The sequence below is a fragment of the Pseudonocardia yunnanensis genome, from assembly GCF_039534065.1.
Classification (GTDB): Bacteria; Actinomycetota; Actinomycetes; order Mycobacteriales; family Pseudonocardiaceae; genus Pseudonocardia; species Pseudonocardia yunnanensis.
The window spans coordinates 44,493-70,370 of record NZ_BAAAUS010000027.1 but is presented as its reverse complement, the minus strand read 5'-3'; the positions used below and the strand labels follow the sequence as shown (position 1 = coordinate 70,370).

The following is a 25,878-nucleotide window of genomic DNA, read 5'->3' as shown; positions in this document are numbered from 1 at the left end:
TTGACTGCCCATTCGCATACCCCCATTTTGGGGTCATATCTTGGGGGTATAGTCGCCACGGAGGTGGCCGACGATGCCCAAGATCAACGTGTACCTACCCGACGACCTGGCCGATGCGGTGAAGGAGGCGGGGATCCCCGTCTCCGCGATCTGCCAGAGGTCACTGGAGCAGGCGGTGCGCCGCGTCGCCGACGTGCGTGCAGCCGTTGCCGGGAAACTGTCCCCCGAGGATGCGGTCGGTCGGCTGACCGCGCTCACGCCACGAACGCGCCAGGCACTCACGCTCTCGATCGAACAGGTCCAGGCCGACGGGGCGCCCAGCCTCGACACCGGGCACATCCTGGGCGGGATCCTGTCCGAGGGCACCAACCTGGCCCTCCACGTGCTGCGTGCCGTCGATGTCGACCTCGACCAGCTCTCGAGTGATCTCGCCTCGCGGCCGACGGCCGAACCGCTGTCGGGCGATGCCGACGACGACGTCCGGCGGTTCAGCGCCCCGGCCTCCTCGGCATTGCAGGCAGCCGTCACGGAGGCGATCGCCCTCGACCACAACTACATCGGATGCGAGCACCTTCTCCTCGGGCTGGCGGCGGAGACCGACGGGATCGCCGGACGGGCGCTGCGCGCGCAGGGAGCGGAGCACAAGACGCTCCGGCGCGCGGTCGTCGCGGCCCTCGCGGGCTACGTCCATCTCCGCGCCCAGAGCCCGGCCGCCCCCGCGGCCGCGGCGGGCCTCGTCGCCGAAGCCGTGCGCCGCGAACTCGCCCCCCTCACCGAGAGGCTCACCGCTCTGGAGCGCCACGTCGGCGTCGGGCGGGCCTGATCGCCGCCGGAAAGGGAGCGCGTCGGGCGCGGTCAAGGGCCGCGACGCGCTGATAGCCGCCCCAGACGGCGGCGTCAGCCGGTGCCAGGCTCTGAGTCAGATCCGTTCCAGGATCGCGTCGGCGAGCTCGCCCGGCGCCTCCAGAGGCGTGAAGTGCCCGACGCCGTCGAGCGACCGCACCTGCACGTCGGCGAAGTGGTCATCGAGCCGGTCGGACCATGCGCGCGGGAAGAGCGGGTCGTGCTCCTGCCACAGCACGGTCGTGGGCACCGCTATGCGTTCGGACGGCGCGAGCGGCCGCTCGGCGAGCGACATCGAGACGGTTCCCGACCCGGAGCGATACCAGTTGATCGAGGCGACGAAGGCACCCGGCCGCGCGTAGACGTCGGCCAGCCGATCCAGCTCGGCGGCGGCGGGCACGTAACCCGGTCCGGACCAGTGCGACCAGAAATGCTCCAGGTACGAGCGCACTGCCGTCCGGTTCCCGTCCAACAGTTGCTCGGCGAGGCCGAGGCGGTGGAAAGCCTGGTACCAGAACTCGCGCTGTGCGTCGGGTGAGAGCACGCGGTCACCCGCGCCCGGCAACGGCGGCGACACGACGAGCGCACGCACGAGATCGGGGCGTGCCCGCGCGGCGGCCTGCGCGATTCGCGAGCCGATGTCGTAGCCGGCGATGACGGCGGGCCCCAGCTGCAGCTCGTCGATCAGGCCCAGGACGCTGCGTGCCTGTGCGGCCGCCGCGTAGTCGGCGGGGGCGGTGCCGTCCGGCATCTCGGACTCGCCGAAGCCGCGCAGGTCGGGAACGACGACCCGGCACCGGCCCGCCAACAGCGGCACCACGTCACGGAAGTCGCGCCGGTCCCCCGGCCATCCGTGGAGGAGCACGACGGCGGCCACCTCCGGAGATCCGTGCGGACGGTGATCGTCATAGGCCAGCCGGAACCCGTCGACGGCATTGCTCAGCGGCATCCCCTCACCGTAGGTCGTGCGTGGCGAACGGCCCCAAGAACAGGATGCGAGGGCACCGAGGGTCACGCCGGCTGCCTCGATGAACTCAGCTCCAGCGGCGCAACAGCCGGCGCTCGGCCAGGCCGAGCAGCCCGTCGGTGACCTTCCCGATCACCGCGAGCAGCACGATCGCGAGGAGCAGGATGTCGGTGCGCCCGGTGTTCTGGCTGTCGATCAGGAGGAACCCGAGCCCGATCGAGGACGCGATCAGCTCCGCCGCCACCAGGAACAGCCATCCCTGGGCCAGGCCCAGGCGCAGCCCCGACAGCGCGGCCGGGGCGATCGCGGGTAGCTGGACCTGCAGGAACAGCCGCACACCGGAGCGTCCGTAGGCGCGGCCCACCTCGACGAGGTGGCGGTCGACGTGCGCCAGCGCGGCCGACACGGTGGTGTAGACCGGGAAGAAGGCGCCGATCGCGACGAGCACGATCTTCGGGGTCTCGCCGATGCCCAGCCAGAGCAGCAACAACGGCACCCAGGCCAACGACGGCACCGCCCGGAGCGCCTGGATCGAGGGTGCCAGCAGCGCCCGGACCGGACCGGAGAGGCCGACCACACCGCCGAGCACGAGCCCGAATCCGGCACCGGCGGCGAAGCCGAGGAGCACCCGCTGGGTGCTGATCGCGATGTGCTGCCAGAGCTCCCCGCGTGTCACCAGCTCGACGAGCGCCGCCAGTACCGCACCCGGGGTGGGCAGTTGGGACGGCGAGAACTCCCCCGACGTCGCGAGCATCTGCCAACCCAGCACGAAGAGCAGCGGGACGAGCGCTCCGAGCACGACCGAGCCCGCCGCTCCCCTGGCCCGGCGCACCCATCCGGGAGCCGCATCGCGAGGGGCCCGCGGGGTGCTCGGTGCGGGCGCCGTGGTGTCGGGATCGGTGAGCGTCACGATCCGGCCGCTCCCCCGGCGGACGAGGTGCCCTTCGCCTGCTCCGCGAAGCGCGGCTCGAAGAGCGACGCGAGCGCGGTGGTCGCTTCCTGTTCCGAGCGCACGAGCCCTTCGGCCACGAGCAGCGGCAGGAGCCGCGACAGGACGGCGTGCTGCGGCTCGCCGGGCACCGGGTCGATCGCGAGGTCGGTGCGCGTCAACAGCTGCTGGCGGGCGATCTCCGGCTTGATGTTCGCTGCGGTGGCGAGCGTCTGGACAGCCGCGTCGGGGTTCTCCGTGATCCACGCGCGGGCCCGCTCGTATGCCGTCACGACGGACTGGGCGACCTGCGGCTTCTCCTGCAGGAACTTCTCGTTGGCGTTCAGCAGGCCGTAGGAGTTGAAGTCGAGGTTGCGGTAGATCAGCCGCGACCCGGCCTCCAGCTCGGTCTGGGCCATGAACGGGTCGAGGCCTGCCCACGCGGCGACGTCACCGCGTTCGAGCGCGAGCTTCCCGTCCGAGTGCTGCAGGTTGACGATCTCGACATCCGACGCGGAGAGCCCCGCCGCGGCGAGGGTCTGCATCAGGAAGAAGTACGGGTCGGTGCCCTGGGTCGCCGCGATCTTCTGTCCACGCAGCTGTGCGGGCTCGGTGATCGGCGAGTCCTTCGCGACGACGATCGCCGACCACTCCGGCCGGCTGAAGACGTCGATCGCGCGGATCGGCGAGCCGTTGGACCTCGCGAGCAGTGCCGGGGTGCCCGCCGTGGAGCCGATGTCGATCGCGTCGGCGCGCAGGTTCTCGTTGGCCTTGTTGCTGCCCTGCGACAGCACCCACTCCACCGAACCGGGGCCGAGCTCCTGCTCCAGCCAGCCCTGTTCCTTGATCACCAGGCTCTCGGGGTTGTAGTAGGCGTAGTCGAGTCGCACCTGGACCCCGGACGGGGCGGGTGCGCCGACGGAGCCGTCGGAGTTCTCACCGGAGACGCAGCCGGCGAGCACCCCCACGAGCACGGCGAACACGCCGAAGCGGGCGAGGACGGGCATGGCACGGGGCATCACTGTCTCCTGGGTGGAGGCGGGTCAGGCGGGGAGGGGGCGCTGGCGGGGCACCCCGAGACGGTCGAGCAGCTCCACGCGGAGCGCGGCGAGCACCGGGTCCGCCCGGTCGCGCGGGCGCGCTCCGGGCACCTCGAGCAGATGCGCGATCCCGGACCCGGCCGCGCGGTCGGGGCCCGGCGCCAGCACCACCACCCGGTCGGCCAGCTGCAGCGCCTCGTCCACGTCGTGGGTGACCAGCAGGACGGTGGCGCCGGTGGTGCGCTGCAGGTCGTCGACGAGATCCTGCATCCGCAGCCGGGTGAGCGCGTCGAGCGCCGCGAACGGCTCGTCGAGCAGCAGCACACCGGGACGCCGCACCAGCGCACGGGCGAGGGCCGTGCGCTGCGCCATCCCGCCGGAGACGGCCCGGGGGCGGTACCCGGCGAACGACCCGAGCCCGACGGTGTCGAGCGCGTGGGCCACCTCGCCGCGGCGCGAGCCCCGCGGGGAACCGTCCGGCAGTCCGAAGGCGACGTTCTCGGCGAGCGTGCGCCACGGGAGCAACCGCGGCTCCTGGAAGACCACCGCCGCCCGCGCCTCGATCCCGTCGACCCTGGCCCCGTCGATCATCACCTGGCCGGCCGACGGCCGGTCGAGCCCCGCGACCAGGCGCAGCAAGGTCGACTTACCGCAGCCCGAGGCCCCGAGCAGCGCCACCACCTCGCCCGCTTCGACGTCGAGATCGATCCCGCGAAGGACGTGGTGAGCGCCGTCGGCCGCGCCGAACGTCCGGTCGACGCCACGCAGCGTCACGGTCACAGCGGCCACTCGCGTGGCGGTGGTCTGCACGAGGGGTTCCTTGTCGGGGAGTGCTGAGGGGGAGCGAGAACGTGCCTCAGGCCCGACAGGCAGCGCTGGCGGCGTAACCCAGATCCAGCCAGAGCCGGGCGGCGAGATCCTCGCCGACTCCCCGAACCGTGTGCGCCACGTGATCACGCTATGGGGTGGGTGTTGAGCGGCGCAAGACACGGACCTGCCATGGCACCGCTCAGCACGCAGTCACCCCGGCTCAGGACCTCTCAGCGAACGGAACCCGAGCCTGCCGGGGTGTCCCCGCTGGTTGCGGCGGTCGCGCCGAGGGCCTTCCGCTTGAGCACCTCGTACTCCTCGGCGGTGATGTCCCCGGAGTCGCGCAGCTGCTTAGCCGTGGCGATCTGGTCGGCCGGCTGGCCGGCGCTTCCGGCGATGGACCGGACATCGGTCTCGTACGCCTCACGCGCAGCCGCGTACTCCTTTCCGCGCCGCTCGGCCATCGACCGGCCCTGCGCGATCAGATACGCGAGGATCCCGATGAACGGGAGCACGATCACGAAGACGGTCCAGGCCGCCTTGGCCCAGCCCGATATGTCGTGCCGGCGGAACAGGTCACCGAACACGACGATGAGGAGCCAGAACCACAGCACGAAGCCGAACAGGACGAACATGGTCCAGATCAGTTCGAGGAACGGGTAGCTGCTGCTCTGGTTCGCCGCCAGCACCATCTCGATCACTCCAGCCATTGAGCCGTAGGCGGGTTTCGCCTCGCGCCAGGATGGCCGCGCATACGTCGACCCGACCTCACCCGCAACGGAGGAATCACGGTTCCGGCACCCGGCGGGAACATTCCGCGGCTCGTATCGCCCGCACGGGCCAGGGCCGAACCGGACACACCGATAGTCGGTCTCCCGGGATGCGCGCGCTCCGTGCCGGAGCGGTCACCCGCAGCGGGTGAGGCCGAACGGGTCGCCCGGTGCAGATCCTCGTCTCGTCACGAGCTGGGACCGTGCGTGGACCCCTTTCACCCGGCCCGGACGAGGCGGCCACCGGATGCAGTGGCGGAAGCTGGCCGGCCGGTGTCAGCGGGAGGGGCTGGTTGGCATGACCGGCAAACAGGCCAGGCGGATCGCGGAGTTCATCGAGCCGCTGCGGGTGCGGCCGGGGAGAAGGGTGAACCTGGCGAAGGACTTCGACCCCTCCTTCCGGCCGCTCGGACTCCGCCGGAAGAACTCCGTCGGGCTGCTCGACCAGGGCATCGCGCTTCTGGCGGACTACCAGCGGCGCCTCGCCGCCGAGAACACCCACGGCGTGCTCCTCTGCCTCCAGGCACTCGACGCCGGCGGCAAGGACGGCACGATTCGGCACGTCATGAGCGGGGTGAACCCACAGGGCGTGCATGTCGAGGGTTTCAAGGTGCCGTCGGCCGAGGAGCTCGACCACGACTACCTGTGGCGCTACGCCTGCCGGTTGCCCGCGCGCGGCGACATCGGGATCTTCAACCGGTCGCACTACGAGGAGGTCCTCGTCGTCCGGGTGCATCCGCAGAACCTGGACCGCCAGAAGCTGCCGAAGGCGGCGAAGGGTGCGGACGTGTGGGAGCGGCGCTACCGAGAGATCAACGACTGGGAGCGTTACCTGAGCGACAACGGGTTCTCCGTGGTGAAGCTGTTCCTGAACCTGTCGAAGGAGGAGCAGCGCACGCGGTTCCTCAAGCGGATCGACGTGCCGGAGCGGAACTGGAAGTTCTCGGCCGCCGACGTGCACGAACGCGGGTATTGGGATGACTACCAGCGGGCCTTCTCGGAGATGCTGTCGGCGACCAGCACGCCGTGGGCGCCCTGGTACGTCGTGCCGGCCGACCGCAAGTGGCTCGCACGGATCTGCGCGGCCGCGGTGCTCGCGCACACCCTGATCGGGCTCGATCCGCAGTATCCGACCGTCAGCGACGAGGTCCGCCACGACCTCGCCGAGGCCCGCAAGGAGCTCGAGGCGGAGGCCCCGCGCGGCGCCGCGGCCGATCCCTACCTCGCGGACCACGAGGGCGGGTCACGTGACGGGAAGGCCGAGAAGAAAAAGAAGGTACGGACATGACCGGGCCGGTCCGGTCCGCGCCGGAGACCGGCAGCGCCGACCGCGAGGAGTGGTACGCGCGATCGCCGGACGCCGTGGCCGAGGCCGTCGGAGTCGACCCCGGGACCGGACTGTCCTCGGCCACGGCAGCCGAGCGGCTGCGCGCGAACGGCCCCAACGCACTTCCCGAGGAACGCCGCAAGCCCGGCTGGCAACGGTTCCTCGAGCAGTACCGCAGCTACATGCAGATCATCCTGATCGCCGCAGCCGTCGTGTCCGCCGTGATCGCGGAATGGGGCACGGCTCTGCTCCTGGTCGTGCTGACCGTGCTGAACGCGGTGGTCGGGCTGCGCCAGGAGGGCAAGGCCGAGAGCGCGATGAACGCCCTGCGGTCGATGATGAAGGCCACGGCCAGGGTGCGGCGCGACGGAGACGCGGCGGAGATCCCGGCCGAACAGGTGGTCGTCGGGGACGTCGTCCTCATCGCCGCCGGGGACCAGGTGCCGGCGGACGGGCGCATCGTCGACGCCAGTGCGCTGCAGATCGACGAGTCATCGCTCACGGGCGAGAGCACGCCCGCGGCCAAGGACGCACGCACCATCGACGGCAGCAGACTCGGCCCGGGCGACCAGACGAACATGGCGTTCATGAACACGCCGGTGACCCACGGCGGCGGCGCGATGATCGTCACCGGTACCGGCTCGGCAACCGAGCTCGGCCGCATCTCGGCGATGCTCTCCGCTACTGCCAGGGAGAAGTCGCCGCTCACCAGGGAGCTCGACCGTCTGACCCTGTGGATCGCGGCGGCCGCGGGCATCACGATGGTCGTGATGTTCGTGCTGGGCCGTACCCGCGGTGAAGCCTGGGACGTGCTGTTCATCAGCGCCGTCGCGTTGGCGATCGCGGCCATCCCCGAGGCGCTGCCGACCGTCACCCAGATGATCCTCTCGCTCGGCGGTGTCGACCTCGCCAAGCGCAACGCGATCGTGAAGGAGCTGCCGTCCGTCGAGACGCTCGCGTTCACCTCGGCGATCAACTCGGACAAGACCGGGACGCTGACGATGAACCAGATGACGGCCGCCGAGGTGGTGACCCCGAGCGACCGGTACACCGTCTCCGGAACCGGCTACAACCTGGAGGGCAAGGTCCACCACGCCGTCGGGACGGCGCCGTCGGTCGAGGCCGCCGTTCTGCCGTATCTCGTCGCGAGCGATGCCCAACTGGTGGACGGCCGGGTCGTCGGCGACCCGACGGAGGGGGCGCTGCTCGTGCTCGCCCACAAGGCCGGGCTCGACACCGACGCCACGCGCGAGAAGCTGCCCCGCCTCGCCACCCTGCCGTTCGACCCGACCTACAAGCTGATGGCCACGTTCGTCTCCGCGACCGATGCCACGGGACGCCCGGTCGTGCGGTGCTTCGTGAAGGGGGCCGCACCGGCCGTGATGGCCCGGGCGGCCACCGCACTGTGCGCAGACGGGAGCATCCCGTGGGACGGCGGGCTCAAGGACCGGATGAACGCCCACATGAACCGCATGGAGCAGGACGGCAGGCGGGTGATGGCGGCGGCCGTGCGGGACGTCGACCCTGCCGCGTTCGACCCGGACGGCGACCTGCTCGCGTGCGTCCGGGATCTCGAGGTGACGAGCCTGGTCGGCATGGTCGACCCACCCCGGGACGAGTCGAAGGGGGCCGTGGCCAGCGCGCAGGCCGCCAACATCCGGGTTCGGATGGTCACCGGCGACGACGTCACCACCGGTGCGGCCATCGCCGACCAGCTCGGGATTCCCGGTGAGGCCGTCCTCGGCGCCGAATTCGCCGCGCTGCCCGAGCACGTACGGCTCGCCCGCATCGACGAGATCGGTGTGGTCGGGAGGGTCGCCCCGGAGCACAAGGTCCTCCTCGTCGACACCTTGAAGAAGAAAGGTGATGTCGTCGCGATGACCGGCGACGGCGTCAACGACGCGCCCGCCATCAAGGCGGCGGACATCGGCATCGCCATGGGCACCGGCACCGAGGTGGCGAAGAACGCCGGGCGGATGATCCTCTCCGACGACAACTTCGCGACGATCGTCTTCGCGGTGGAACAGGGCCGCAAGATCTACGACAACCTGACGAAGTACATCCGCTTCGTGCTGATCCTGCTGGTCGTCTTCGTCCTCACGTTCCTCGGCGCCAGCCTGCTCAACATCGCCGCCGGCGAGCCGTTCACCCCCGCCCAGGTGCTCTGGATCCACTTCTTCGTCAACGCCGCGTTCGGGTTCGCACTCGGCTTCGACCGGGAGACCCCCGGGCTCATGCGGATGCAGCCGCGACCACGCGGCCAGTCCGTGCTGACCCCGAGCCTGATGATCACCGTCGGCCTCACCGGCCTCGCGATCGCGGTCGGGTTGCTTGGGCTGATCGTCGTCGGCACGTCGCTCTACGGTGACCTCGAGATCGGCCGTTCCATCGCCTTCACGTCCTTCGCGCTCTGCCTGGTCGTCGCGGCCCTGGAATGCCGCAGCGAGACGGAGACCGTGCTGACCACGTCCACGTTCGACAGCAAGCAGATGAACTGGGCGATCTTCGCCGAGGTCGTGCTGGCGGTGCTGGTCACGCAGATGGACGGGTTCCAACGGCTCCTGGGCACCACCGACATCAACGTGCGGCAGTTCCTGTGGGCCCTGGTACCTCCGGTCGGACTGCTGATCCTCTGGGAGGCCGGGAAGCTCGTCGCCCGGCGATCGGGCCGGCGGACGACCGAGCACCGGCCCGCCGCAGCGTGACCGGGCGCTGTGCAGCCGGTGACGGGTCACAGGAGGGCCGGCAGGTTCGAGTCGACCTTCGTCCCGGGGCTGGCGACGCTGTTCTCCTACGAGGCGCGCTGGCTGCCGAAGGACGTGGTGGCAGGCCTGGTCCTGACCGCCCTCCTGGTCCCGCAGGGAATGGCCTACGCGGAACTCGCCGGCCTGCCCGCGATCACCGGTCTGTACACGTCGATCCTGTGCCTTCTCGGATATGCGCTCTTCGGACCCTCGCGGATCCTGGTGCTGGGACCGGACTCCGCGCTCGGCCCCATGATCGCGGCCACGGTGCTGCCCCTCGTCGGAGCGAACGGGGATCCCGCGCGCGCGGTCGCGCTCGCCTCTGCGCTCGCGCTCATGACCGGAACCATCACGATGCTCGCGGGAATCGGGAAACTCGGGTTCGTCGCCGACCTGATCTCGAAGCCCACGATGATCGGTTACATGAACGGCCTGGCCCTGACGATCCTGGTCGGCCAGCTCCCCAAGATCTTCGGATTCTCGGTGGACGCCGAGGGTTTCCTCGGCGAGATCGCGGCGTTCGTGGGCGGTGTGTCGAGTGGCGAGATGGTGCCGGCCGCCCTGGTGATCGGCGCAAGCGGGCTGATCCTGATCCTGGTGCTCCAGCGCGTTACTCCGCGGATCCCCGGTGTTCTGGTCGTGGTGGTGCTGTCGATCATCGCGGCAGGAGTGTTCGGTCTGGCGGCACGCGGAGTGAAACTCGTGGGCGTGCTTCCCCAGGGCTTCCCGCCACTCACGGTGCCGCACGTCGGGCTCTCCGACCTCGCGCTGCTCGTGGGTGGCGCCTTCGGGATCGCGCTCGTGTCGCTCGCCGACACGATCTCGACCTCCACCGCGTTCGCAGCACGTGCCGGTCGGACGGTCGACGGGAACCGGGAGATGACCGGGATCGGGGTCGCCAACATCGCCGCCGGGCTGTTCCAGGGGTTCCCGGTGAGCACCAGCGGGTCACGCACGGCGGTGGCGGAACAGGCGGGCGCGAAGACGCAGGTCACCGGGCTGGTCGGGGCGGCCTCGATCACGCTGATCCTGCTGCTCGCCCCCGGGCTGCTCCGCAACCTGCCCCAGCCGACGCTCGCCGCCGTGGTGATCGCTGCGTCCCTCTCGCTCTCGGACATCCCGGGCACGCTCCGCCTCTTCCGTCTCCGGCGAACCGAGTTCTACCTGTCGATCGCGGCCTTCGCCGGTGTCGTGGCACTCGGCGTGCTCGTCGGCATCCTGGTGGCCGTCGCCCTCTCGATCGGCAATGTGTTCCGCCGGGCATGGTGGCCCTACGAGGCGATCCTCGGCCGCGTTCCCGGAATTGCGGGATACCACGACATCAACAGCTATCCGCATGCCGAGCAACTCACGGGATGCCGGATCTTCCGCTTCGACGCGCCGGTCTTCTTCGCGAACGCACGCACGTTCCGCGAGCAGCTGACCGAGATCGCCCGGTCGGACCCCCATCCGACATGGATCATCATCGCCGCAGAGCCGATCACCGACGTCGACGTCACCGCCGCGGACATGCTTAGCGACCTCGACGGCACACTCGACGCCTGCGGCACCACCCTCGTCTTCGCCGAGCTGAAGGATCCGGTCCGGCGCAAGCTCGACCGCTACGGGCTCATCCCGGCGATCGGGCCGTCGCATTTCTTCCCGACGCTCGACGACGCGATCGAGGCGTTCCGGAGAGAAACGGGAGCGGAGTGGGTCTCCCCGCGACCGGGGAGATGAACCGGCCCGGGAGTCCGAGGAACGCGCGTCCGACGGCCTCAGCCGGTCACCGGTGCGATCGTGTTGTTGCGCAGGTGCTCGTAGACCACGCTCGTGCGCACGTCGGCGACCTCCGGCCGCTCGGTGAGCCGGTCGATCACGAAGGCGTAGAGATTCTCGTTGTCCGCGACGGCGACGTGGATGAGGAAGTCCTCGCCGCCGGTGACCACGAAGACGCCGATCGTCTCGGGAAGAGTGCTGACCCAGTTGCGGAAGGCGTCGATGTTGCGGCGCGAGGGCGGCCGGATCCGCACCGCGATCAGGGCCTGCACCGGCCTCCCGATCTTGCCGAGGTCGAGATCGAGGATGGCCCCCCGGATCACGCCGCGCTCGCGCAGTGCCCGCGTCCGGTCCAGCGCCGTGGTCGGCGAGACCCCCACTGCCGCGGCGACGTCGCGGTTCGTGCGCCGTGCATCTGCCTGCAGCTCGGCCAGGATCGCCTTATCAAGTTCGTCCAAGTGCGCCACCACGAGCTCCTTGCCGGATTAAGTACGGAATCATTGCTGTCAATCCGCATGTGTTCATAGCATCGAGCTGGTATCCCGTACATATGGAGGTCACCGTGGGAGCTGAGCCTGTGCCTGCTCGTCACCGGCTCGGGTACGCGCCCGACGAGGTCGTCACCAGCGAGCCGACGCGCTCGACCCGGTTGAAGTGGGTGATCGTGGTCGACGAGACGCTCTCGGCGGGGCGCGCGGCCAACGCTGTCGCCTGTGTCGCCGCCACCACCGGCGCCACTGTGGAGGGGCTGATCGCCCACGGCGGGCCGGACGCATCCGGCGACGAGCACCCCGGCCTGCCCTGGGCGGGCTGCACGATCCTGGCCGCGACGCCGGACGCGCTGGCCACCACCCGCGCCGCCGCGGCCTGCGCCGAGGGCGTGCTCGTGGTGGACATGCCCGAGGCGGCGCAGTCACACCGCGTCTACGACGACTACCTCTCCGAGCTCGCCGAGACCGAGCCGGAGAAGCTCGCGTGCAGCGCCGTCAGCATCATCGGGCCACGCAACCGGGTCGGCAAGCTGGTCAAAAGGCTCGCGCTCCTCGCCTGAACCGCGCTCCCGAACACTCACACGCCGGACTCGGCCTCGATCCGGCCCGAGGCGATCGCGTCCACCAGCTCCTGATGGTCCTGCTCGTTCTGGTCGGCGTACGCACGGGCGAACTCCGCGATGGCGCGCTCGAACGTCGTGCCGGCGCCGAGGTAGGAGGCGATCGCGACGCGGTCGCCGGTGCGGGCGTGCGCCCTGGCCAGCGTCCAGCCGCAGAGCTCGCCGTAGGCGAGCATCCCCTTCGGCGCCATCACCTCGACGTCGGCCGAGCCCTTCCAGTCCCGTAGCTGGCGCAGGTAGAAGCTCCGGGGCTGCCCGTCGAACCCCTGCACGCGCACCCAGCCGAGGAAGATGTCGCTGACCGCCTGCATGAGACGCTGCCCGACGACCACCCGGCGGCCGGGGTCGTAGTCGCTGGCCCCGACGAACTCCTCCAGCACCGACGGGCCGGCCTCCTTCGCCTGCAGGAAGAGCGGGTCACGGTCGTCGTCGCCGAGCAGGAGCGCGATGTACGCACGGGTGCCCACGCTGCCCACCCCGACAACCTTGCGGGCGAAGTCCACGAGCCGGTACTGATCCAGCAGCGCGCGCCGCTCCGGTTCCAGGCACTCCCTGTACTCCATCAGCATGTCGCGCAGCTGGCTCAACAGCTGTGCCGGATCCGTCCCGGCACCGGCGAGCTCGGTGATGGGGACGACCAGCGGTGGGTCGGCGATGATCGCGGCGTGGCCGTCCTTGACTCCGGCATATCGGCCGAGCGCTCCGAGGTTGTCCCGCGTGCGCGCCTTCGCCATGCTGCGGGCGAGCCGCTTGCGCCGTTCACGGTCGAGATGCTCGTCGACGCGGGCCTGCACGCTGTCCATGTCGGCGTGGGCGTACCAGACCTCCAGTGTGGTCGCATCCGCGAACTCGCGCATCGCCCGCCGATAGGCGGCCACGGTGGCGGTCACGATCTCCCGGCGCGCCTTGGTGGGGAAGCCGTTGTCACGTCCGGCGATCTCGATGCTCGTCGCGAGCCGTTTGACGTCCCACTCCCACGGCCCGGGCAGGGTCTCGTCGAAGTCGTTGACGTCGAAGACGAGGCGCCGCTCCGGGGAGGCGAACACACCGAAGTTCGTCATGTGGGCGTCACCGCAGCACTGGACGACGAGCCCGGTGCTCTGTGTGCCGGCGAGGTCGCTCGCCATCGGCAGTGCGGCTCCGCGGAAGTACGCGAAGGGGGAGGCAGCCATCCGCCCGTAGCGGATCGGGAGCAGCTCCTGCACACGCTGCTGTGCCTGCTTCTCCAGGAGGCTCAGCGGGTCGGGACGGTCGGGGACAGGAGTGAACTCCGCCTGGCCGGCCCGCGGGACGGCCCGGCGGGCGGACCGTCCCCGATCCATCCGCTCGTCCCGCGTCGGGCGGGCCGTTCCCTCCGTGTCGGAGACCTCGGATAATCGTGTGCTCGTCGCCTGGCCCATCGCCGGGTCCCTCCTCGGTCGAGCGCTGGCGCGCCGCCGTTCGCCCGGCGGCTTCGGGGGCGGGCGCTCCCACACCGGACGCGCGGGTTCCCCACGGTGGGCCACGAACCGGTCGACGGCATCCTCCGCACCGGGTGAGGGTCGTGGCGATGCATGCGAAGTTCAGGCAGGCGCCGCTCAGGCCCGGCCGACCGTGCGCCGGGAGCGAGCCGCCACGACGTTCTTCGTGCTGCGGGCCCGGGACGATCCGGACGAAGCGCGGCCAGGCTCCGCCGCGGCGACCGGCTCCGTCACAGGCTTCGCCGCCGCAGCAGGTTTGACCGCAGCCGCCGCAGGCTTCCCGGCGGGCGAAGGCCTCGCCGAGGCCGTCGCAGGCTGTGCCGCTGCGGCAGGCTTCGCCGCAGCTGCCGCAGGCTTCCTGGCGGGCGCGGGCTTCGCCGCCGCACGCTTGGCAGCCGCCGAAGGCCTAGCCGCAGCCGCCGCAGGCTTCCTGGCGGGCGCGCGCTTCGCCGCCGCACGCTTGGCAGCCGCCGAAGACCTAGCCGGGGTCGCTGCGGGCTTGGGCGCCGCCGCCGCAGGCTTAGCCGGGGTCGCTGCAGGCTTGGCAGCCGCCGCCGGTTTCGCCCGCGTCCACGTGAGTTCGATCTCCAACTCCACCTCATCGCCATCGACCTCCACCTCGACCTCGTAGCGGACCTGATCGGGGACATGCACCTTGAGAGCGCTCGCACCCAGCTCGACCTCGACGCCTGCGCCCCCGGAGAGCGCGGCGGCGAGCGCCGAGAGCCTGTCGGCCGCCTGCCGGCGGCTGAGGGTCTCGGTGCGGCTGACTTCGACGTCCGACATCGGGTGCTCCGTTCCGCGTTCTGGGGCTTCCGGACCCCGCAGTGTCGGCCGGGCGGCGCCCGGCGGCATCGCCTGCGACGGATGGTCGAGCGTCAGTTGGGGGGATACATCAGGCCGAGCACGCCGATGACGAGCAGGTAGCCGCCCAGCCCGACGAGGAACACGATGGTGATCACGCGCTGGTGGCGCCGGATCCACGTGCCCACCTCCGCGAGGCTCTGCTTCGCCAGTGCCGGGTGGTAATGCGCAAGTATCAGCGCCGTGATCGGAAGGCTGAACCAGATGGCGTTGTAGAGCACCACCTGCACCACCGCGTCCGCCGTTCCCACGGCATCGTTCACGATCGCGTTCAAGGCGGCCAGGTACACCAGACCGGGCAGATGGGTCACCACACCCGCCGTCGCGGCGGCCGCCGGGGACAGATGCTGCAGACGCTTGCGCATCCAGGCCGAGCCGGACCCGTTACCGCCCCGGCGCCGGGGCAGCCACCCGAACGCGACGGCTGCGGCGTAGGCGAGTGCCAGCGCGCCCAAGGCGGTGTCGATAAAGGGACGTCCGCCCGCATCCGTCGCCGGGCCGAGCCCCTGGGCGACGAGGACCACCAGCGTGCCGACTGCCAGGCTGAAGGCGAGGCCCGCGACGATGTAGGACACGAGCAGGCGCCGCGGGTGCGGCGTCGAGAGCATCGCAACCACGGCGGCCGCGCTCATCGGACGGACCACGGTGGTCAGAGCGAGGACGAGCGCCTCCGTGCTCACGTCGCCCTCCTCGCTGACGCTCGTCGGTCGCGTTCGCAAAGCTGCTGTGTCTGATGGCTCGCTCGCAAGCTCGCTCACGCCGCCCCGATGGGTGTCAGGACCTCAGGCTCTCCTCACTCTTCCGCTGTCGCACCGACCGTGCGGGTCAGGTCGGCGCGGGCGGCGCGGGCGGCAGATCCGGCTCGGTCCCGCGTCGTTCGCGTCGCCGCTCGCGGCGCGACTTCTTCGGAGGAGCCTCCGGATCCGGTTCCGTCGGGCTGTCGCGCAGCAGTACGGCGGCCCACTTGGCCTGCGGATCGATGTCCACCAGCAGTGCCTTCGCCAGGAGGGTCAGCGGGATCGCCAGGATCGCGCCGAGCGGGCCCAACAGCCACGCCCAGAAGAACAGCACCAGGAACGTCACCGTGACCGACAGCCCGACCGCGTCCCCGATGAATCGGGGCTGGATGATCGACTGCACCACGAAGTTGATCGCGCAGTAGATGACGATGACGATCACCATCAGCTTCGGGCCGCCGATCAACAGCGCCAGGAGCGCAGGCGGCACCACACCGAGGATGAACCCGATGTTCGGGATGTAGTTGGTGATGAACGACAGCAGACCCCAGGTGACCGCGAGCGGGATGCCGAGCAGCGCGAGCGCGATCGTGTCGAGGACCGCGACGATGAGCCCGAAGACGGTGGTGACCAGCAGATACTGCCGGGTGCCCCACGCGAAGTGCTCCAGCGCCGCGGTGATTCGCGGGCGGTCCGCCTCGATCTGGGCGAGGCGCTGGCCGTATCCGCCGGACTCGACGCTGAGGAACAACAGCAGCGCCAGCAGGAACACCAGGTTGGTCGCCAGTCCGGCGACGCTGCCCAGCAGCGTCGTGAGCACGCCCGCCAGGTTGCTGATGTTCAGCGAGCTCGCCGCCTTGTGTAGCTGCTCCGGGCCCACGCCCCACTTGGCGAGCTCCGCCGTCGCCGAGGTCACCAGACCGTCGAACCTGTCGGCGTACTGCGGCACCTCCGTGGCCAGCCGGGCCACCGAGATGATGATCCCGAGGGCCAGCACGATCAGGATCCCGTAGACGAGCAGGATCACCACCACGGTCGTCGCCCAGCCCGGCCAGCCGCGGCGCTTCAGCCAGCCCTGCACGGGCGCCACCGCGATCACGATGATGAGCGCCATGAACGCAGGACCGATCAGCCAGGCGACGGCCTGGACCCCTGCGGCGACGATGACCGCGGCCGCGATGCCGAGCAGGATGACGAGAGCACGGGGAAACACACTCCGATGCCCGCTCTCCTCGCTCGGGGGAGGAGCGTTCGGGACGACAGGTGTGGCCACCGCGAAACGGTAGGACCGGCGCCTGTCCGCCTACGTCACCCGCGACGGGCGAACCGGGTACCGGCGGAGTCTCCCGCTCCCCTACCGCTGGGCTGCCGGCCGTGGCCCCGGAGTGCGACCCGCACCGGCACTGCCACCGCGCCCCCTGAGCACGGCGACCGCCAGCGCCGCCGCCCACGACAGCACCCACGCGGCGAACCGGACCCCACCCCGGTAGGAGTTCATGGGCTCCGCCCGGGGCGGATCCTGGCCATCGTGCCGACCGCCGTCATGCTCGGCACCCACGACGGCCGGCGCGGTGGGCGGCGGACCGTACCCGCCGCTGTGCTCGGACACGTCGGCCCGGGTCACACGGCTGCGGAACACATGGAAGGTCCAGCCCTGGTAGAGCAGGATGATCGGCAACAGCACGACGAGTACGACGGTCATCACGGCCAGCGCGTAGGACCCCGATGCCGTGTTCGCGACGGTCAGGTCGTTCGCGGGGCCGAGGCTCGACACCATCACCCGCGGGTAGAGCTCGGAGAAGAGCGACACAGCCACGCCCGCCGTCGTGGCGCACGTGGCCGCGAACGCCGCCACCTCCCGCTCCGCGTGCACCAGCAGCGCGGCGGCGATCACGACGATCGCAGTGGCGAGCTCGATCACCGACAACAGCGCGCCCCCCGAGTCGAAGCGGGTCAGGGCGACCCAGGCGATGACGACCAGCGCCACGACGGGCCCGAGGGCCTTCGCGATGCGAAGCGCCCGCAGGCGCATGTCATCGGTGGTCCGCATGGCGAGGAACACAGCGCCGTGCAGCAGGCTGACCAGCGTGATCGTCACGCCGGTCAGCACGGCGTAGGGCCGGAACAGGTCGCCGAACCCACCGACGAACTCCTCTCGGGCGTCGATCGGGATCCCGCCCAGGAAGCCGCCGAGCATGATCCCGAGGCCGAGCGGGGCGACCAGGCTCCCGACGACCAGGGCGCCGGACCAGATGTTCCGGCTCCGCCGGCTTTCCGCGTGCGACCGGAACTCGAAGGACACCCCGCGCAGGATCAGCGCCACCAGCACGATGAGGATCACCGGGTAGAAGGCCGAGAGCGCCGTCGCGTACCAGGAGGGGAACGCGGCGAACGTCGCCGCGATGGCGACGATCAGCCAGACCTCGTTGCCGTCCCACACCGGGCCGATCGTCCGGATGGCCAGCGACCGGCCCTCCTCGTCGCGGCCCACCACGCGGTGCAGCATCCCGACGCCGAAGTCGAAGCCTTCCAACAGCAGGAACCCCGTCCAGACCACGACCAGGACGATGAACCAGAAGATCACCAGCGCCATCGGGCCTCCCGCTCAGTAGCTCGGCGCGTGGACCGGCTGCTCGACCTCGGCCGGGGGTGTCTCGGGCTCCAGCTCCCGACGGGCGTAGCGCGCCATCAGCAGCCAGTCCACGACGGCGAGCACCCCGTAGAGCACGATGAAGACCACCAGGCTGACGACGATCGTGGCCGTGCCCACCGACGGCGAGGCGGCGTCCCGGGTGAGCTGCAGCCCCTGCACGATCCAGGGCTGGCGGCCGTTCTCGGTGAGGATCCAGCCTGCGGTGTTGACCAGGAAGGGCAGCGGGAGGCTCCACAGCGCCGCCCGCAGGAACCATGTCGACGACCCGAGGCGGTTCCACCGCCACAGGCCCCAGAGCCCCACCAGGACGATGAGGGTCGCGAGATAGGCCATCACCCGCATCGCCCAGTACTGGATGAAGACGTTGGGGACGTAGTAGCCCGGCCCGTACTGCTGCTCGTACTGGGCCTGTAGGTCGTTCATCCCCACCACCTGGCCGTCCCACGAGTTCGTGGCGAGCAGCGACAGGAGGTGCGGGATCGCGATGATCTTGTCCGGGGTCTGGTCGTTGTTGCCGCCGCCGATCTGGAACATCGAGAACGAGCACGGCTGACAGGTGTCCCACTGCGCCTCGGCCGCCGCGATCTTCATCGGCTGGAACTCGCCCTCGGCGACCCCGAGCTCGCTGCCGACCAGCAGGTTGATCACCGTGGCCGGCACCAGCACCACGAGGGCGAGCCGCGCGGAGCTGCGGAAACCGGGGTCGTCAGGCCGCCGCCGCAGGTGCCACGCCGAGATCGCGAGCATGACGACGGCCGCGGTGATCAGCGACGCGAGCAGCACGTGCAGGTAGCTGCGCAGGAACACGGGGTTGGTCAGCACGGCCCCGATGTCGGTGAGCTGCGCGCGTCCGGTGTCCGGGTTGATCCTGTAGCCGACCGGGTTCTGCATCCACGAGTTCGCCGCCATGATGAAGGCGGCCGAGAGCACGCCTCCGAGCGCGACCATCCAGATCGTCGCGAGATGCACGCGTCGCGACAGCCTGTTCCAGCCGAAGAGCCACAGCCCGAGGAACGTCGACTCGAGGAAGAACGCGGCGAGCCCTTCCATGGCGAGCGGGGCGCCGAACACGTCGCCCACGAACCGCGAGTAGCCCGACCAGTTCATCCCGAACTGGAACTCCTGCACGAGGCCGGTGACCACCCCCACCGCCACGTTGATCACGAGCAGGATGCCGAAGAACCGGGTCAGGCGCAGGTACTCCGGCCGGTCGGTGCGATACCACTGCGTCTGCAGGAGCGCGACGAGCAGTGCCAACCCGATCGTGAGCGGCACGAACAGGAAGTGGTAGATCGACGTGCTCGCGAACTGCAGGCGCGCCAGGTCGACCGCGTCCACCTCAGTCCCCCATCAGTGCCGGACGGCCCCGGTCGAGCGCCTCGTCGAGCGTGATCGCTGCGTCGATCAGGGCGAGGTGGGTGAAGGCCTGGGGGAAGTTGCCGATCTGCTCACCGGACAGGGCGATCTCCTCGGAGAAGAGCCCCACGTGGTTGGCGTAGGTGAGCATCTTCTCGAACGCGAGCCGCGCGTCCTCCAGCCTGCCCGCCCGCGCGAGCGCGTCGACGAACATGAACGAGCAGAGCGAGAACGTGCCCTCCGAGCCCCGCAGCCCGTCGGGCGAGGCCTCCGGGTTGTACCGGTAGACGAGGCTGTCGGTGACCAGCTCGTCCTCCATCGCCCTGAGTGTGGAGGCCCACATGGGGTCGTACGGGGAGATGAACCCGACGCTGGACATCCGCAGCAACGAGGAGTCGAGCGTTTCGCTGCCGTAGTGCTGGACGAACGTCCGGCTCTCGCGGTTCCAGCCCTTCTCCATGATCTGCTCGTAGATGGCGTCGCGCGCCTCGGTCCACCGCATGAGAGGTGCCGGGCGTCCGTGCACGGCCGCCATCCGGATGCCGCGGTCGAACGCCACCCAGCACATCAGCCGCCCGTAGGTGAAGTCCTTGCGCCCGCCGCGGGTCTCCCAGATGCCCTCTTCCGGTTGGTCCCAGTGCTCCGTGAGCCAGTTCAGCAGCTCCCGCACCGCTAGCCAGCCGCGGTACCCGACCTCGAGGCCGCGCTTGTCGGCGAAGAAGATGCTGTCGAGCGCCTCGCCGTAGATGTCGAGCTGGAGCTGGTCGGCTGCGCCGTTGCCGATCCGGACCGGGCGCGAGCCCCGGTAGCCCGACCAGTGGTCCAGCGACTCCTCCTTGAGGTCCGAGGACCCATCGACCCGGTACATGATGTTGAGCGGGCCGCCCTCCCCGCCCACCCGCTCGTCGGCACGGTCTCGCAGCCATTGGCTGAACTGCGCGGACTCCTGCAGGAACCCGAGCCGCAGCAGCGCGTAGACCGAGAACGATGCGTCGCGCACCCACGTGTAGCGGTAGTCCCAGTTGCGTTCGCCGCCGACCTGCTCCGGCAGCCCGGTCGTGGGCGCGGCCACCAGACCACCGCTCGGGGCGTAGGTCATGAGCTTGAGGGTGATCGCCGAGCGATACAGGGTCTCTCGCCATCGCCCGGTGTAGGTACAGCGGGAGAGCCAGTTGCGCCAGTGCCGGACGGTCTCGTCGTGCATCTGCTGGAACTCGGCCACCCGGATCTCTCGCGGTGGCCCCTCCGCGGCCGACTCCAGCACCACACCCCTGACGTCACCGGCCTTCAGCGTGAGCGTGACGTGCAGGTCGTTCTCGTCGATGCGGACCTGGGCCAGCAGTTCGTCACCCGGCTCGCGCACGACGTGCAGGGTGAGCGTCATCGCGTCGGTGCTGAAGACCACCCCGTTGCGCGTCATGTCCGTGCGGTGGGCCTTACGGCCGTAGTCGAAACGCGGCGCGATGTCGAAGTCGAAGGTCATCTCTCCGCGCACGCACCGCACCATCCGGACGAGCTTGTGGTTCGCGGTGGCGACGTTGCCTGCAGGGGGCATGAAGTCGACCACCTCGCCCATCCCGCTCTCGGTGGTGAACCGGGTGATGAGCATGGCGGTGTCCGGTAGGTACAGCTGCCGCGAGTCGTAGTCGGCCTGCGGCCGGATCCGGAAGTGGCCACCCTTCTCGTCGTCGAGGAGGGCACCGAACACGCTCGGCGAGTCGAAGCGCGGGCAGCAATACCAGTCGACGGAACCGTCCGTGCTGACCAGTGCGGCTGTCTGGAGATCACCGATCAGGCCGTGGTCGGCGATCGCTGCCTCGGTCATGGTGGCCTCCTGCGTGGTGGAGCCGGCAGGCCAACCGTTGCGGTTGCCCGTGCACCGATGCATCACCCGATAAGGAGGAGACCGGAGCGCGTACACCGCTGCGGGACCCGCCGCAATCTGCCGCGGGTCCGCGACGCTCAGGACGTCGTGTCGGCGTCGAACTCCTGCTGGTGGCGACGGATCTCGCAGTGGCGCTCGGCCGACCACGCGGCCAGCGCCAGCACGGTGGACAGCAACGAGGTGCCCAGCTCCGTCAGGGCGTACTCGACGCGCGGCGGCACCTCGGGATAGGCGGTTCGGGTGACGAGCCCGTTGCGCTGCAACTGCTTCAGCGTGAGCGTCAGCATGCGCTGCGAGATGCCGGGGATCAGGTCGGCGAGGTCGGAGTAGCGGGTCGGGCCCCGCTCGAGGGAGCCGATGATCAACACGCTCCACTTGTCGCCGACCAGGTCGAGAATCTCCCGGATGAAGTCCGCGTCCTCGTCGTTCCAGTGCGCACAGGGACCCGGCACCTCTCGCACGGCCGTCCGGACGCGGGTGCGTGCCGTTCGCACGGTCTTTCCACTCACAGCCGCTCCCCGCTCGTCGACGTCACGCACATGAATGTGCCTTTTGTAGGCGTCCTGAAACTAATGGAGGATGCGGCTACGCACAAATCGTAAGTAAGGAGCCCGATGAACATCGAATTCTGGTCGGACATCGTCTGCCCCTGGTGCGGCCTGACGGACCACCGGCTGCGACGAGCCGTTGACCGTTTCGAACACGCCGCGGACGTACGGATCACCCACCGGTCGTTCCAGCTGCATCCCGACCTGCCACGGGAAGGGGTGACGCAACGTCGGCTGTTCGGGATGTTCGGAGTCGAACGCGGCGCCGGCGAACAGGTCGTGGGATCGATCGAGAAGCTCGCCGCAGCCGAAGGCCTTACGCCCTACTACGCGCTGGACCGCACGCTCGGTCCGACCGACTTCGCTCACGAACTGCTCGCGTACGCGACCGACCAGGGCCGTGGCGACGAGATCTGGTCCGCGATGTTCCGGGTCCACTTCGGTCAGGCCCGGAAGCTGTGGACATCCGAGCAGGTGCTCGACTTCGCCGAGGAGGTGCACCTGGATCGCGACGGCGCGGCCGAGGCACTGCAGAGCAGGCGTTACCGCGCGCAGGTGGAAGCCGACCAGCTCGCAGCCCAACGACTCGGTGCTCGCGGCACGCCCTTCATCGTCCTGGACGGCCGGTACTCCCTCCCCGGCGCGGTCGGAACCGACGAACTCCACTCGGCCATGGCCGCTGTCTGGCAGGAGGGCCGTTCGACCGGTGGCACGCCGCTGCTGCCCGTGACCGGAGCCGACGGGGTGTGCACCCCGGACGGCTGCGCGACGCCCGCCGCCAGTGGCCACTGAGCCGGCCCGCCCACCAAGGAGCTGAGACGTGTCACTCGCATTCGAACCGACCACCGTCGGCCGCTACACCCTGCGCAACCGCATGGTGATGGCGCCGATGACGCGCAACCGCGCATACGGGCCGGGGCGCGGCCCGACCCCGCTGATGGCGACCTACTACGCCCAGCGAGCCGGCGCTGGGCTGATCATCGCCGAGAGCGCTCAACCGTCACGGATCGGCCAGGCCCATCCGAACACACCGGGCCTGCACTCCGGAGAACAGGTGGAGGCGTGGCGCGCGGTGACCCACGGTGTCCACGAGCAGAACGGCCTGATCTTCGCGCAGCTGATGCACGCCGGCCGCGTCGGGCACCCCAGCCTGCACGAGGACAACCTGATTCCGGTCGGCCCGTCGCCGGTGAAAGCTGCCGGGACGACGTTCACCCCGGACGGTCCGCAGGAGTTCGTCACCCCGCGAGCGCTGGACGCAGCGGGCATCCGGGCAACGATCGAGGACTACGCGGCGGCGGCCCGCAACGCGATCGCAGCAGGCTTCGACGGCGTGGAGGTGCACGCGGGCTACGGCTTCCTGCCGCACCAGTTCCTGTCGACGAATGCCAACCGGCGTGACGACGAGTGGGGCGGCACCGTCCAGGGACGGATCCGATTCACGGTGGAAGTGGCCACGGCGATTGCGGACGCGATCGACGCCGACCGGCTGGGAGTGCGGATCTCGCCGGTCAGCGGCTACCAGGACATCGTCGAGGACAACCACCGCGACACCTATCTCGCGCTGCTCGATGCGCTCGGCCCGATCGGCCTGGCCTATCTGCACATCGCCGAGGGAATCGACACGGAGTTCACCGACCATTTGCGGGAACGCTGGAACGGAACGTTCATCCTCAATCCGTACACCCCGGGCGGCTACACCGGACCGGAGGCGTTGAAGCTCATCGAGACCGGCGCGACCGACCTCGTGTCCTACGCCGCGCTGTTCCTGGCCAACCCGGATCTGCCGCTACGACTGCAGAGCGGCGGACCGTTCAACACCCCCGACTTCAGCCTGGCTTACGGCGGCGACCACAGGGGCTACACCGACTACCCGACCCTGTCGCAGGCGACGCCTGACGATGACGGGCAGACCGGTTAGCCGAAACCAGCGGTGCACGCCTCGAACCGACCGCTCAGTCCGCGGATTCCGACCACACCTGTGACGGCCGTGCCGTGACGGTGACGGCGCCGCCGCAGTTCCAGCAGCTCGGCTCCGATTCGGGATCACGGCCCGCGACGTCACAGGACCCGCAGTGCCAATGCGCGACGATTCGAGCTGTCACGACCGCCTCCCTCTCGCTCTCGCCGACTACGTCACGGACCCGCCGGTTCCGCCGTCGCCCAGGTAGGGAACGAGCATCCTCGACGCCGCACCTCGCGAGGAGGGAGGCCGCACCCGGTTCGTCGGGGTGAACCCACGTCCGTGGTGGTGGGGTACCCCACCACCACGGTGGCGCGGGGGCACGTCACGGTCCGGTTCCACGCAGGGCGGGAACCCCACTGCCATGGGCCGGTGACGCCGCCTCCAGCTGCCGGATCCCGCTCACCTCACGCAGGTGATGTGCCACCTCGCGGCCCGTCGCACCGTGGGCGCGCCGCGCCACTCGCCGGCGCGCCCACCACGAGGAGGTCCCGGTGCCTGAGGATCCCCGCTCCGACATCACGCGCTCCGGCGTCACGACGCACTACGACGTCATCGTCATCGGCACGGGTGCCGGCGGCGGCACGTTCGCGCATCGCCTGGCCCCGTCGGGCAAGCGGATCCTGATGCTCGAGCGCGGTGGCTATCTGCCGCGGGAGCGGGCCAACTGGGACTCGACCGAGGTGTTCGTGAAGGGCCGCTACCGGGCGCCGGAGTTCTGGCTGGACGCGAACGGCAACGAGTTCCCGCCCGAGGTGAACTACTACGTCGGGGGCAACACGAAGTTCTACGGGGCCGCGCTGTTCCGGCTGCGCCCGCAGGACTTCGGCCAACTGCACCACTACGACGGCATCTCCCCGGCGTGGCCGATCGCGTACTCCGACCTGGAGCCGTACTACACCGAGGCCGAGCACCTCTACGACGTGCACGGCCGCCACGGTGAGGACCCCACCTGCGGCGAGGCGACCTCGGACTACCCCTTCCCTCCGGTCATGCACGCACCCCGGATCCAGCAGCTGGCCGACGACCTCGAGAAGCAGGGCCTGCACCCGTTCCACCTCCCGATCGGGGTACGGCTGACCCAGGAGCCGAACGGCGCCGCCGCCCACGGCAGCATCTGCATCCGCTGCGACCGGGTGGACGGGTTCCCGTGCCTGGTCGACGGCAAGTCCGACGCCCAGGTCATCTGCGTCGACCCGGCGCTGCGTCACGAGAACGTCCAGCTCGTCACCGGCGCCCATGTGACCAGGCTGGAGACGGATCCGAGCGGGCGCACGGTCACCGCCGTGGTCACCGAGTTCGGCGACGGCGAGGTCGTCCGCTTCACCGCCGACATCGTGGTGGTCTCCTGCGGCGCGGTGAACTCTGCGGTCCTCCTGCTGCGCTCGGCGAACGACCGGCACCCCGACGGGCTCGCCAACGGCTCGGGCGTGGTCGGGCGGCACTACATGCGCCACAACAACCTGGCGCTGATGGCCGTGTCGAAGGAGCCGAACCCCACCCGCTTCCAGAAGACACTCGCGCTGCACGACTGGTACCTCGGCTCCGACGACTTCGACCACCCGATGGGTGGCATCCAGATGCTCGGCAAGTCCGACGCCGAGCAGATCCGGGCGAACGCCCCGCACTGGGCGGGACGGATCAGCCCGGAGATGCCCTTCGACGAGCTCGCCCGACACGCCGTCGACTTCTGGCTCTGCGGCGAGGACCTCCCCTTGCCCGAGAACCGGGTGACCCTCGACCGCGACGGCCGCATCCGGCTCACGCTCGACGAGAACAACAACCTCGAAGGGCTGAAACGGCTGCGCAAGGAGCTCGAGTCACGGCTCTGCGACCTGGGGATGCACGAGAACCTGCTGCACCACAGCATCTACCTTCACAAGGGCATGCCCATCGGCGCGACGGCGCACCAGGCCGGCACGGTCAGGTTCGGCATGGACCCGTTCGCCTCCGCGCTGGACGTGAACTGCCGGACGCACGAGGTCGACAACCTCTACGTCGTCGACACGAGCTTCTTCCCGAGCATCGGAGCCGTGAACCCGTCGCTGACGGCGATGGCGAACGCCCTACGCGTCGGCGACCACGTGCTCGAACGCCTCGGCTGACCACATCGG

At 70.1% G+C, this 25,878-nt stretch carries 22 protein-coding genes; 8 read left to right on the top strand and 14 right to left on the bottom strand.

Going from position 1 to position 25,878, the window contains the following annotated elements:
* Positions 1–73 precede the first annotated feature (73 nt).
* Positions 74–823, top strand: a complete 750-nt coding sequence (locus tag ABD743_RS25065) for a Clp protease N-terminal domain-containing protein (protein ID WP_344724651.1) — start codon at positions 74–76, stop codon at positions 821–823.
* A gap of 96 nt (positions 824–919) precedes the next feature.
* On the opposite strand, the gene ABD743_RS25060 is transcribed toward ABD743_RS25065, so the two are convergent.
* From ABD743_RS25060 to ABD743_RS25040, 5 genes are all read right to left on the bottom strand, one after another.
* The gene (locus ABD743_RS25060) at positions 920–1,792 is read right to left on the bottom strand and encodes an alpha/beta fold hydrolase (protein WP_344724650.1); all 873 of its coding nucleotides are present in this window, start codon (positions 1,790–1,792) and stop codon (positions 920–922) included.
* Positions 1,793–1,877: 85 nt separating this feature from the next.
* Positions 1,878–2,720: an ABC transporter permease gene (locus ABD743_RS25055; RefSeq protein ID WP_344724649.1), complete on the bottom strand. Its 843-nt coding sequence runs from the start codon at positions 2,718–2,720 to the stop codon at positions 1,878–1,880.
* Positions 2,717–3,757 carry an aliphatic sulfonate ABC transporter substrate-binding protein gene (locus tag ABD743_RS25050; protein ID WP_344724648.1) on the bottom strand — a complete coding sequence of 347 codons (1,041 nt, stop codon included), beginning with the start codon at positions 3,755–3,757 and terminating at the stop codon, positions 2,717–2,719. Before ABD743_RS25050 ends, ABD743_RS25055 begins: the two co-directional genes overlap by 4 nt.
* A 24-nt stretch (positions 3,758–3,781) precedes the next feature.
* Positions 3,782–4,588 carry an ABC transporter ATP-binding protein gene (locus tag ABD743_RS25045; RefSeq protein ID WP_344724647.1) on the bottom strand — a complete coding sequence of 269 codons (807 nt, stop codon included), beginning with the start codon at positions 4,586–4,588 and terminating at the stop codon, positions 3,782–3,784.
* 230 nt (positions 4,589–4,818) lie between these two features.
* The gene (locus ABD743_RS25040; protein ID WP_344724646.1) at positions 4,819–5,298 is read right to left on the bottom strand and encodes an SHOCT domain-containing protein; all 480 of its coding nucleotides are present in this window, start codon (positions 5,296–5,298) and stop codon (positions 4,819–4,821) included.
* A gap of 358 nt (positions 5,299–5,656) precedes the next feature.
* Here ABD743_RS25040 and ABD743_RS25035 point away from each other — a divergent pair, with 358 nt between their 5' ends.
* The 3 genes from ABD743_RS25035 to ABD743_RS25025 are packed head-to-tail and all read left to right on the top strand — an operon-like array spanning position 5,657 to position 11,148.
* The gene (locus ABD743_RS25035; RefSeq protein WP_344724645.1) at positions 5,657–6,646 is read left to right on the top strand and encodes a polyphosphate kinase 2 family protein; all 990 of its coding nucleotides are present in this window, start codon (positions 5,657–5,659) and stop codon (positions 6,644–6,646) included.
* Positions 6,643–9,390: a cation-translocating P-type ATPase gene (locus ABD743_RS25030; protein ID WP_344724644.1), complete on the top strand. Its 2,748-nt coding sequence runs from the start codon at positions 6,643–6,645 to the stop codon at positions 9,388–9,390. The genes ABD743_RS25035 and ABD743_RS25030 overlap by 4 nt, the downstream gene beginning before the upstream one ends.
* 18 nt (positions 9,391–9,408) lie before the next feature.
* Complete coding sequence (locus tag ABD743_RS25025; RefSeq protein ID WP_344724643.1) at positions 9,409–11,148, top strand: SulP family inorganic anion transporter; 1,740 nt, start codon at positions 9,409–9,411, stop codon at positions 11,146–11,148.
* Positions 11,149–11,186: 38 nt separating this feature from the next.
* On the opposite strand, the gene ABD743_RS25020 is transcribed toward ABD743_RS25025, so the two are convergent.
* Entirely contained in the window at positions 11,187–11,645 is a 459-nt protein-coding gene (locus ABD743_RS25020) for an Lrp/AsnC family transcriptional regulator (protein ID WP_344724962.1), read from the bottom strand.
* A 104-nt stretch (positions 11,646–11,749) separates the two neighbouring features.
* Here ABD743_RS25020 and ABD743_RS25015 point away from each other — a divergent pair, with 104 nt between their 5' ends.
* Complete coding sequence (locus tag ABD743_RS25015; protein WP_344724642.1) at positions 11,750–12,238, top strand: DUF2000 domain-containing protein; 489 nt, start codon at positions 11,750–11,752, stop codon at positions 12,236–12,238.
* Positions 12,239–12,255: 17 nt separating this feature from the next.
* Here the strand turns inward: ABD743_RS25015 and ABD743_RS25010 are convergent, their stop codons facing one another.
* The 8 genes from ABD743_RS25010 to ABD743_RS24975 form a co-directional block, all read right to left on the bottom strand.
* Entirely contained in the window at positions 12,256–13,620 is a 1,365-nt protein-coding gene (locus tag ABD743_RS25010) for a DUF2252 domain-containing protein (protein ID WP_344724641.1), read from the bottom strand.
* 255 nt (positions 13,621–13,875) lie between these two features.
* A complete protein-coding gene (locus tag ABD743_RS25005; protein WP_344724640.1) occupies positions 13,876–14,544 on the bottom strand; it encodes an amphi-Trp domain-containing protein in 669 nt (222 codons plus the stop codon).
* A gap of 92 nt (positions 14,545–14,636) precedes the next feature.
* Positions 14,637–15,302 carry a GAP family protein gene (locus ABD743_RS25000; protein ID WP_344724639.1) on the bottom strand — a complete coding sequence of 222 codons (666 nt, stop codon included), beginning with the start codon at positions 15,300–15,302 and terminating at the stop codon, positions 14,637–14,639.
* A gap of 145 nt (positions 15,303–15,447) precedes the next feature.
* The gene (locus ABD743_RS24995) at positions 15,448–16,632 is read right to left on the bottom strand and encodes an AI-2E family transporter (RefSeq protein WP_344724638.1); all 1,185 of its coding nucleotides are present in this window, start codon (positions 16,630–16,632) and stop codon (positions 15,448–15,450) included.
* A gap of 81 nt (positions 16,633–16,713) precedes the next feature.
* Positions 16,714–17,952 carry a cytochrome d ubiquinol oxidase subunit II gene (gene cydB, locus ABD743_RS24990; RefSeq protein WP_344724637.1) on the bottom strand — a complete coding sequence of 413 codons (1,239 nt, stop codon included), beginning with the start codon at positions 17,950–17,952 and terminating at the stop codon, positions 16,714–16,716.
* A 12-nt stretch (positions 17,953–17,964) separates the two neighbouring features.
* On the bottom strand, positions 17,965–19,350 hold the full coding sequence (locus ABD743_RS24985) for a cytochrome ubiquinol oxidase subunit I (RefSeq protein WP_344724636.1): 1,386 nt from the start codon (positions 19,348–19,350) through the stop codon (positions 17,965–17,967).
* Position 19,351: 1 nt separating this feature from the next.
* Entirely contained in the window at positions 19,352–21,193 is a 1,842-nt protein-coding gene (locus ABD743_RS24980; protein WP_344724635.1) for a glycoside hydrolase family 15 protein, read from the bottom strand.
* A 137-nt stretch (positions 21,194–21,330) separates the two neighbouring features.
* Entirely contained in the window at positions 21,331–21,762 is a 432-nt protein-coding gene (locus ABD743_RS24975) for a winged helix-turn-helix transcriptional regulator (RefSeq protein WP_344724634.1), read from the bottom strand.
* Positions 21,763–21,867: 105 nt separating this feature from the next.
* Here ABD743_RS24975 and ABD743_RS24970 point away from each other — a divergent pair, with 105 nt between their 5' ends.
* From ABD743_RS24970 to ABD743_RS24960, 3 genes are all read left to right on the top strand, one after another.
* Positions 21,868–22,593 carry a DsbA family oxidoreductase gene (locus ABD743_RS24970; RefSeq protein WP_344724633.1) on the top strand — a complete coding sequence of 242 codons (726 nt, stop codon included), beginning with the start codon at positions 21,868–21,870 and terminating at the stop codon, positions 22,591–22,593.
* Between the two features lie 28 nt (positions 22,594–22,621).
* Complete coding sequence (locus tag ABD743_RS24965; protein ID WP_344724632.1) at positions 22,622–23,722, top strand: alkene reductase; 1,101 nt, start codon at positions 22,622–22,624, stop codon at positions 23,720–23,722.
* Positions 23,723–24,258: 536 nt separating this feature from the next.
* Complete coding sequence (locus ABD743_RS24960; RefSeq protein WP_344724631.1) at positions 24,259–25,869, top strand: GMC oxidoreductase; 1,611 nt, start codon at positions 24,259–24,261, stop codon at positions 25,867–25,869.
* Positions 25,870–25,878: the final 9 nt, after the last annotated feature.

Coding starts and splice junctions, on each gene's coding strand:
- ABD743_RS25060 (WP_344724650.1), bottom strand. CDS start 1,792: ATGCCGCTGAGCAATGCCGTCGACGGGTTCCGGCTGGCCTATGACGAT.
- ABD743_RS25040 (WP_344724646.1), bottom strand. CDS start 5,298: ATGGCTGGAGTGATCGAGATGGTGCTGGCGGCGAACCAGAGCAGCAGC.
- ABD743_RS24980 (WP_344724635.1), bottom strand. CDS start 21,193: ATGACCGAGGCAGCGATCGCCGACCACGGCCTGATCGGTGATCTCCAG.
- ABD743_RS25005 (WP_344724640.1), bottom strand. CDS start 14,544: ATGTCGGACGTCGAAGTCAGCCGCACCGAGACCCTCAGCCGCCGGCAG.
- ABD743_RS24970 (WP_344724633.1), top strand. CDS start 21,868: ATGAACATCGAATTCTGGTCGGACATCGTCTGCCCCTGGTGCGGCCTG.
- cydB (WP_344724637.1), bottom strand. CDS start 17,952: ATGGCGCTGGTGATCTTCTGGTTCATCGTCCTGGTCGTGGTCTGGACG.
- ABD743_RS25010 (WP_344724641.1), bottom strand. CDS start 13,620: ATGGATCGGGGACGGTCCGCCCGCCGGGCCGTCCCGCGGGCCGGCCAG.
- ABD743_RS25050 (WP_344724648.1), bottom strand. CDS start 3,757: ATGCCCCGTGCCATGCCCGTCCTCGCCCGCTTCGGCGTGTTCGCCGTG.
- ABD743_RS25035 (WP_344724645.1), top strand. CDS start 5,657: ATGACCGGCAAACAGGCCAGGCGGATCGCGGAGTTCATCGAGCCGCTG.
- ABD743_RS25065 (WP_344724651.1), top strand. CDS start 74: ATGCCCAAGATCAACGTGTACCTACCCGACGACCTGGCCGATGCGGTG.
- ABD743_RS25030 (WP_344724644.1), top strand. CDS start 6,643: ATGACCGGGCCGGTCCGGTCCGCGCCGGAGACCGGCAGCGCCGACCGC.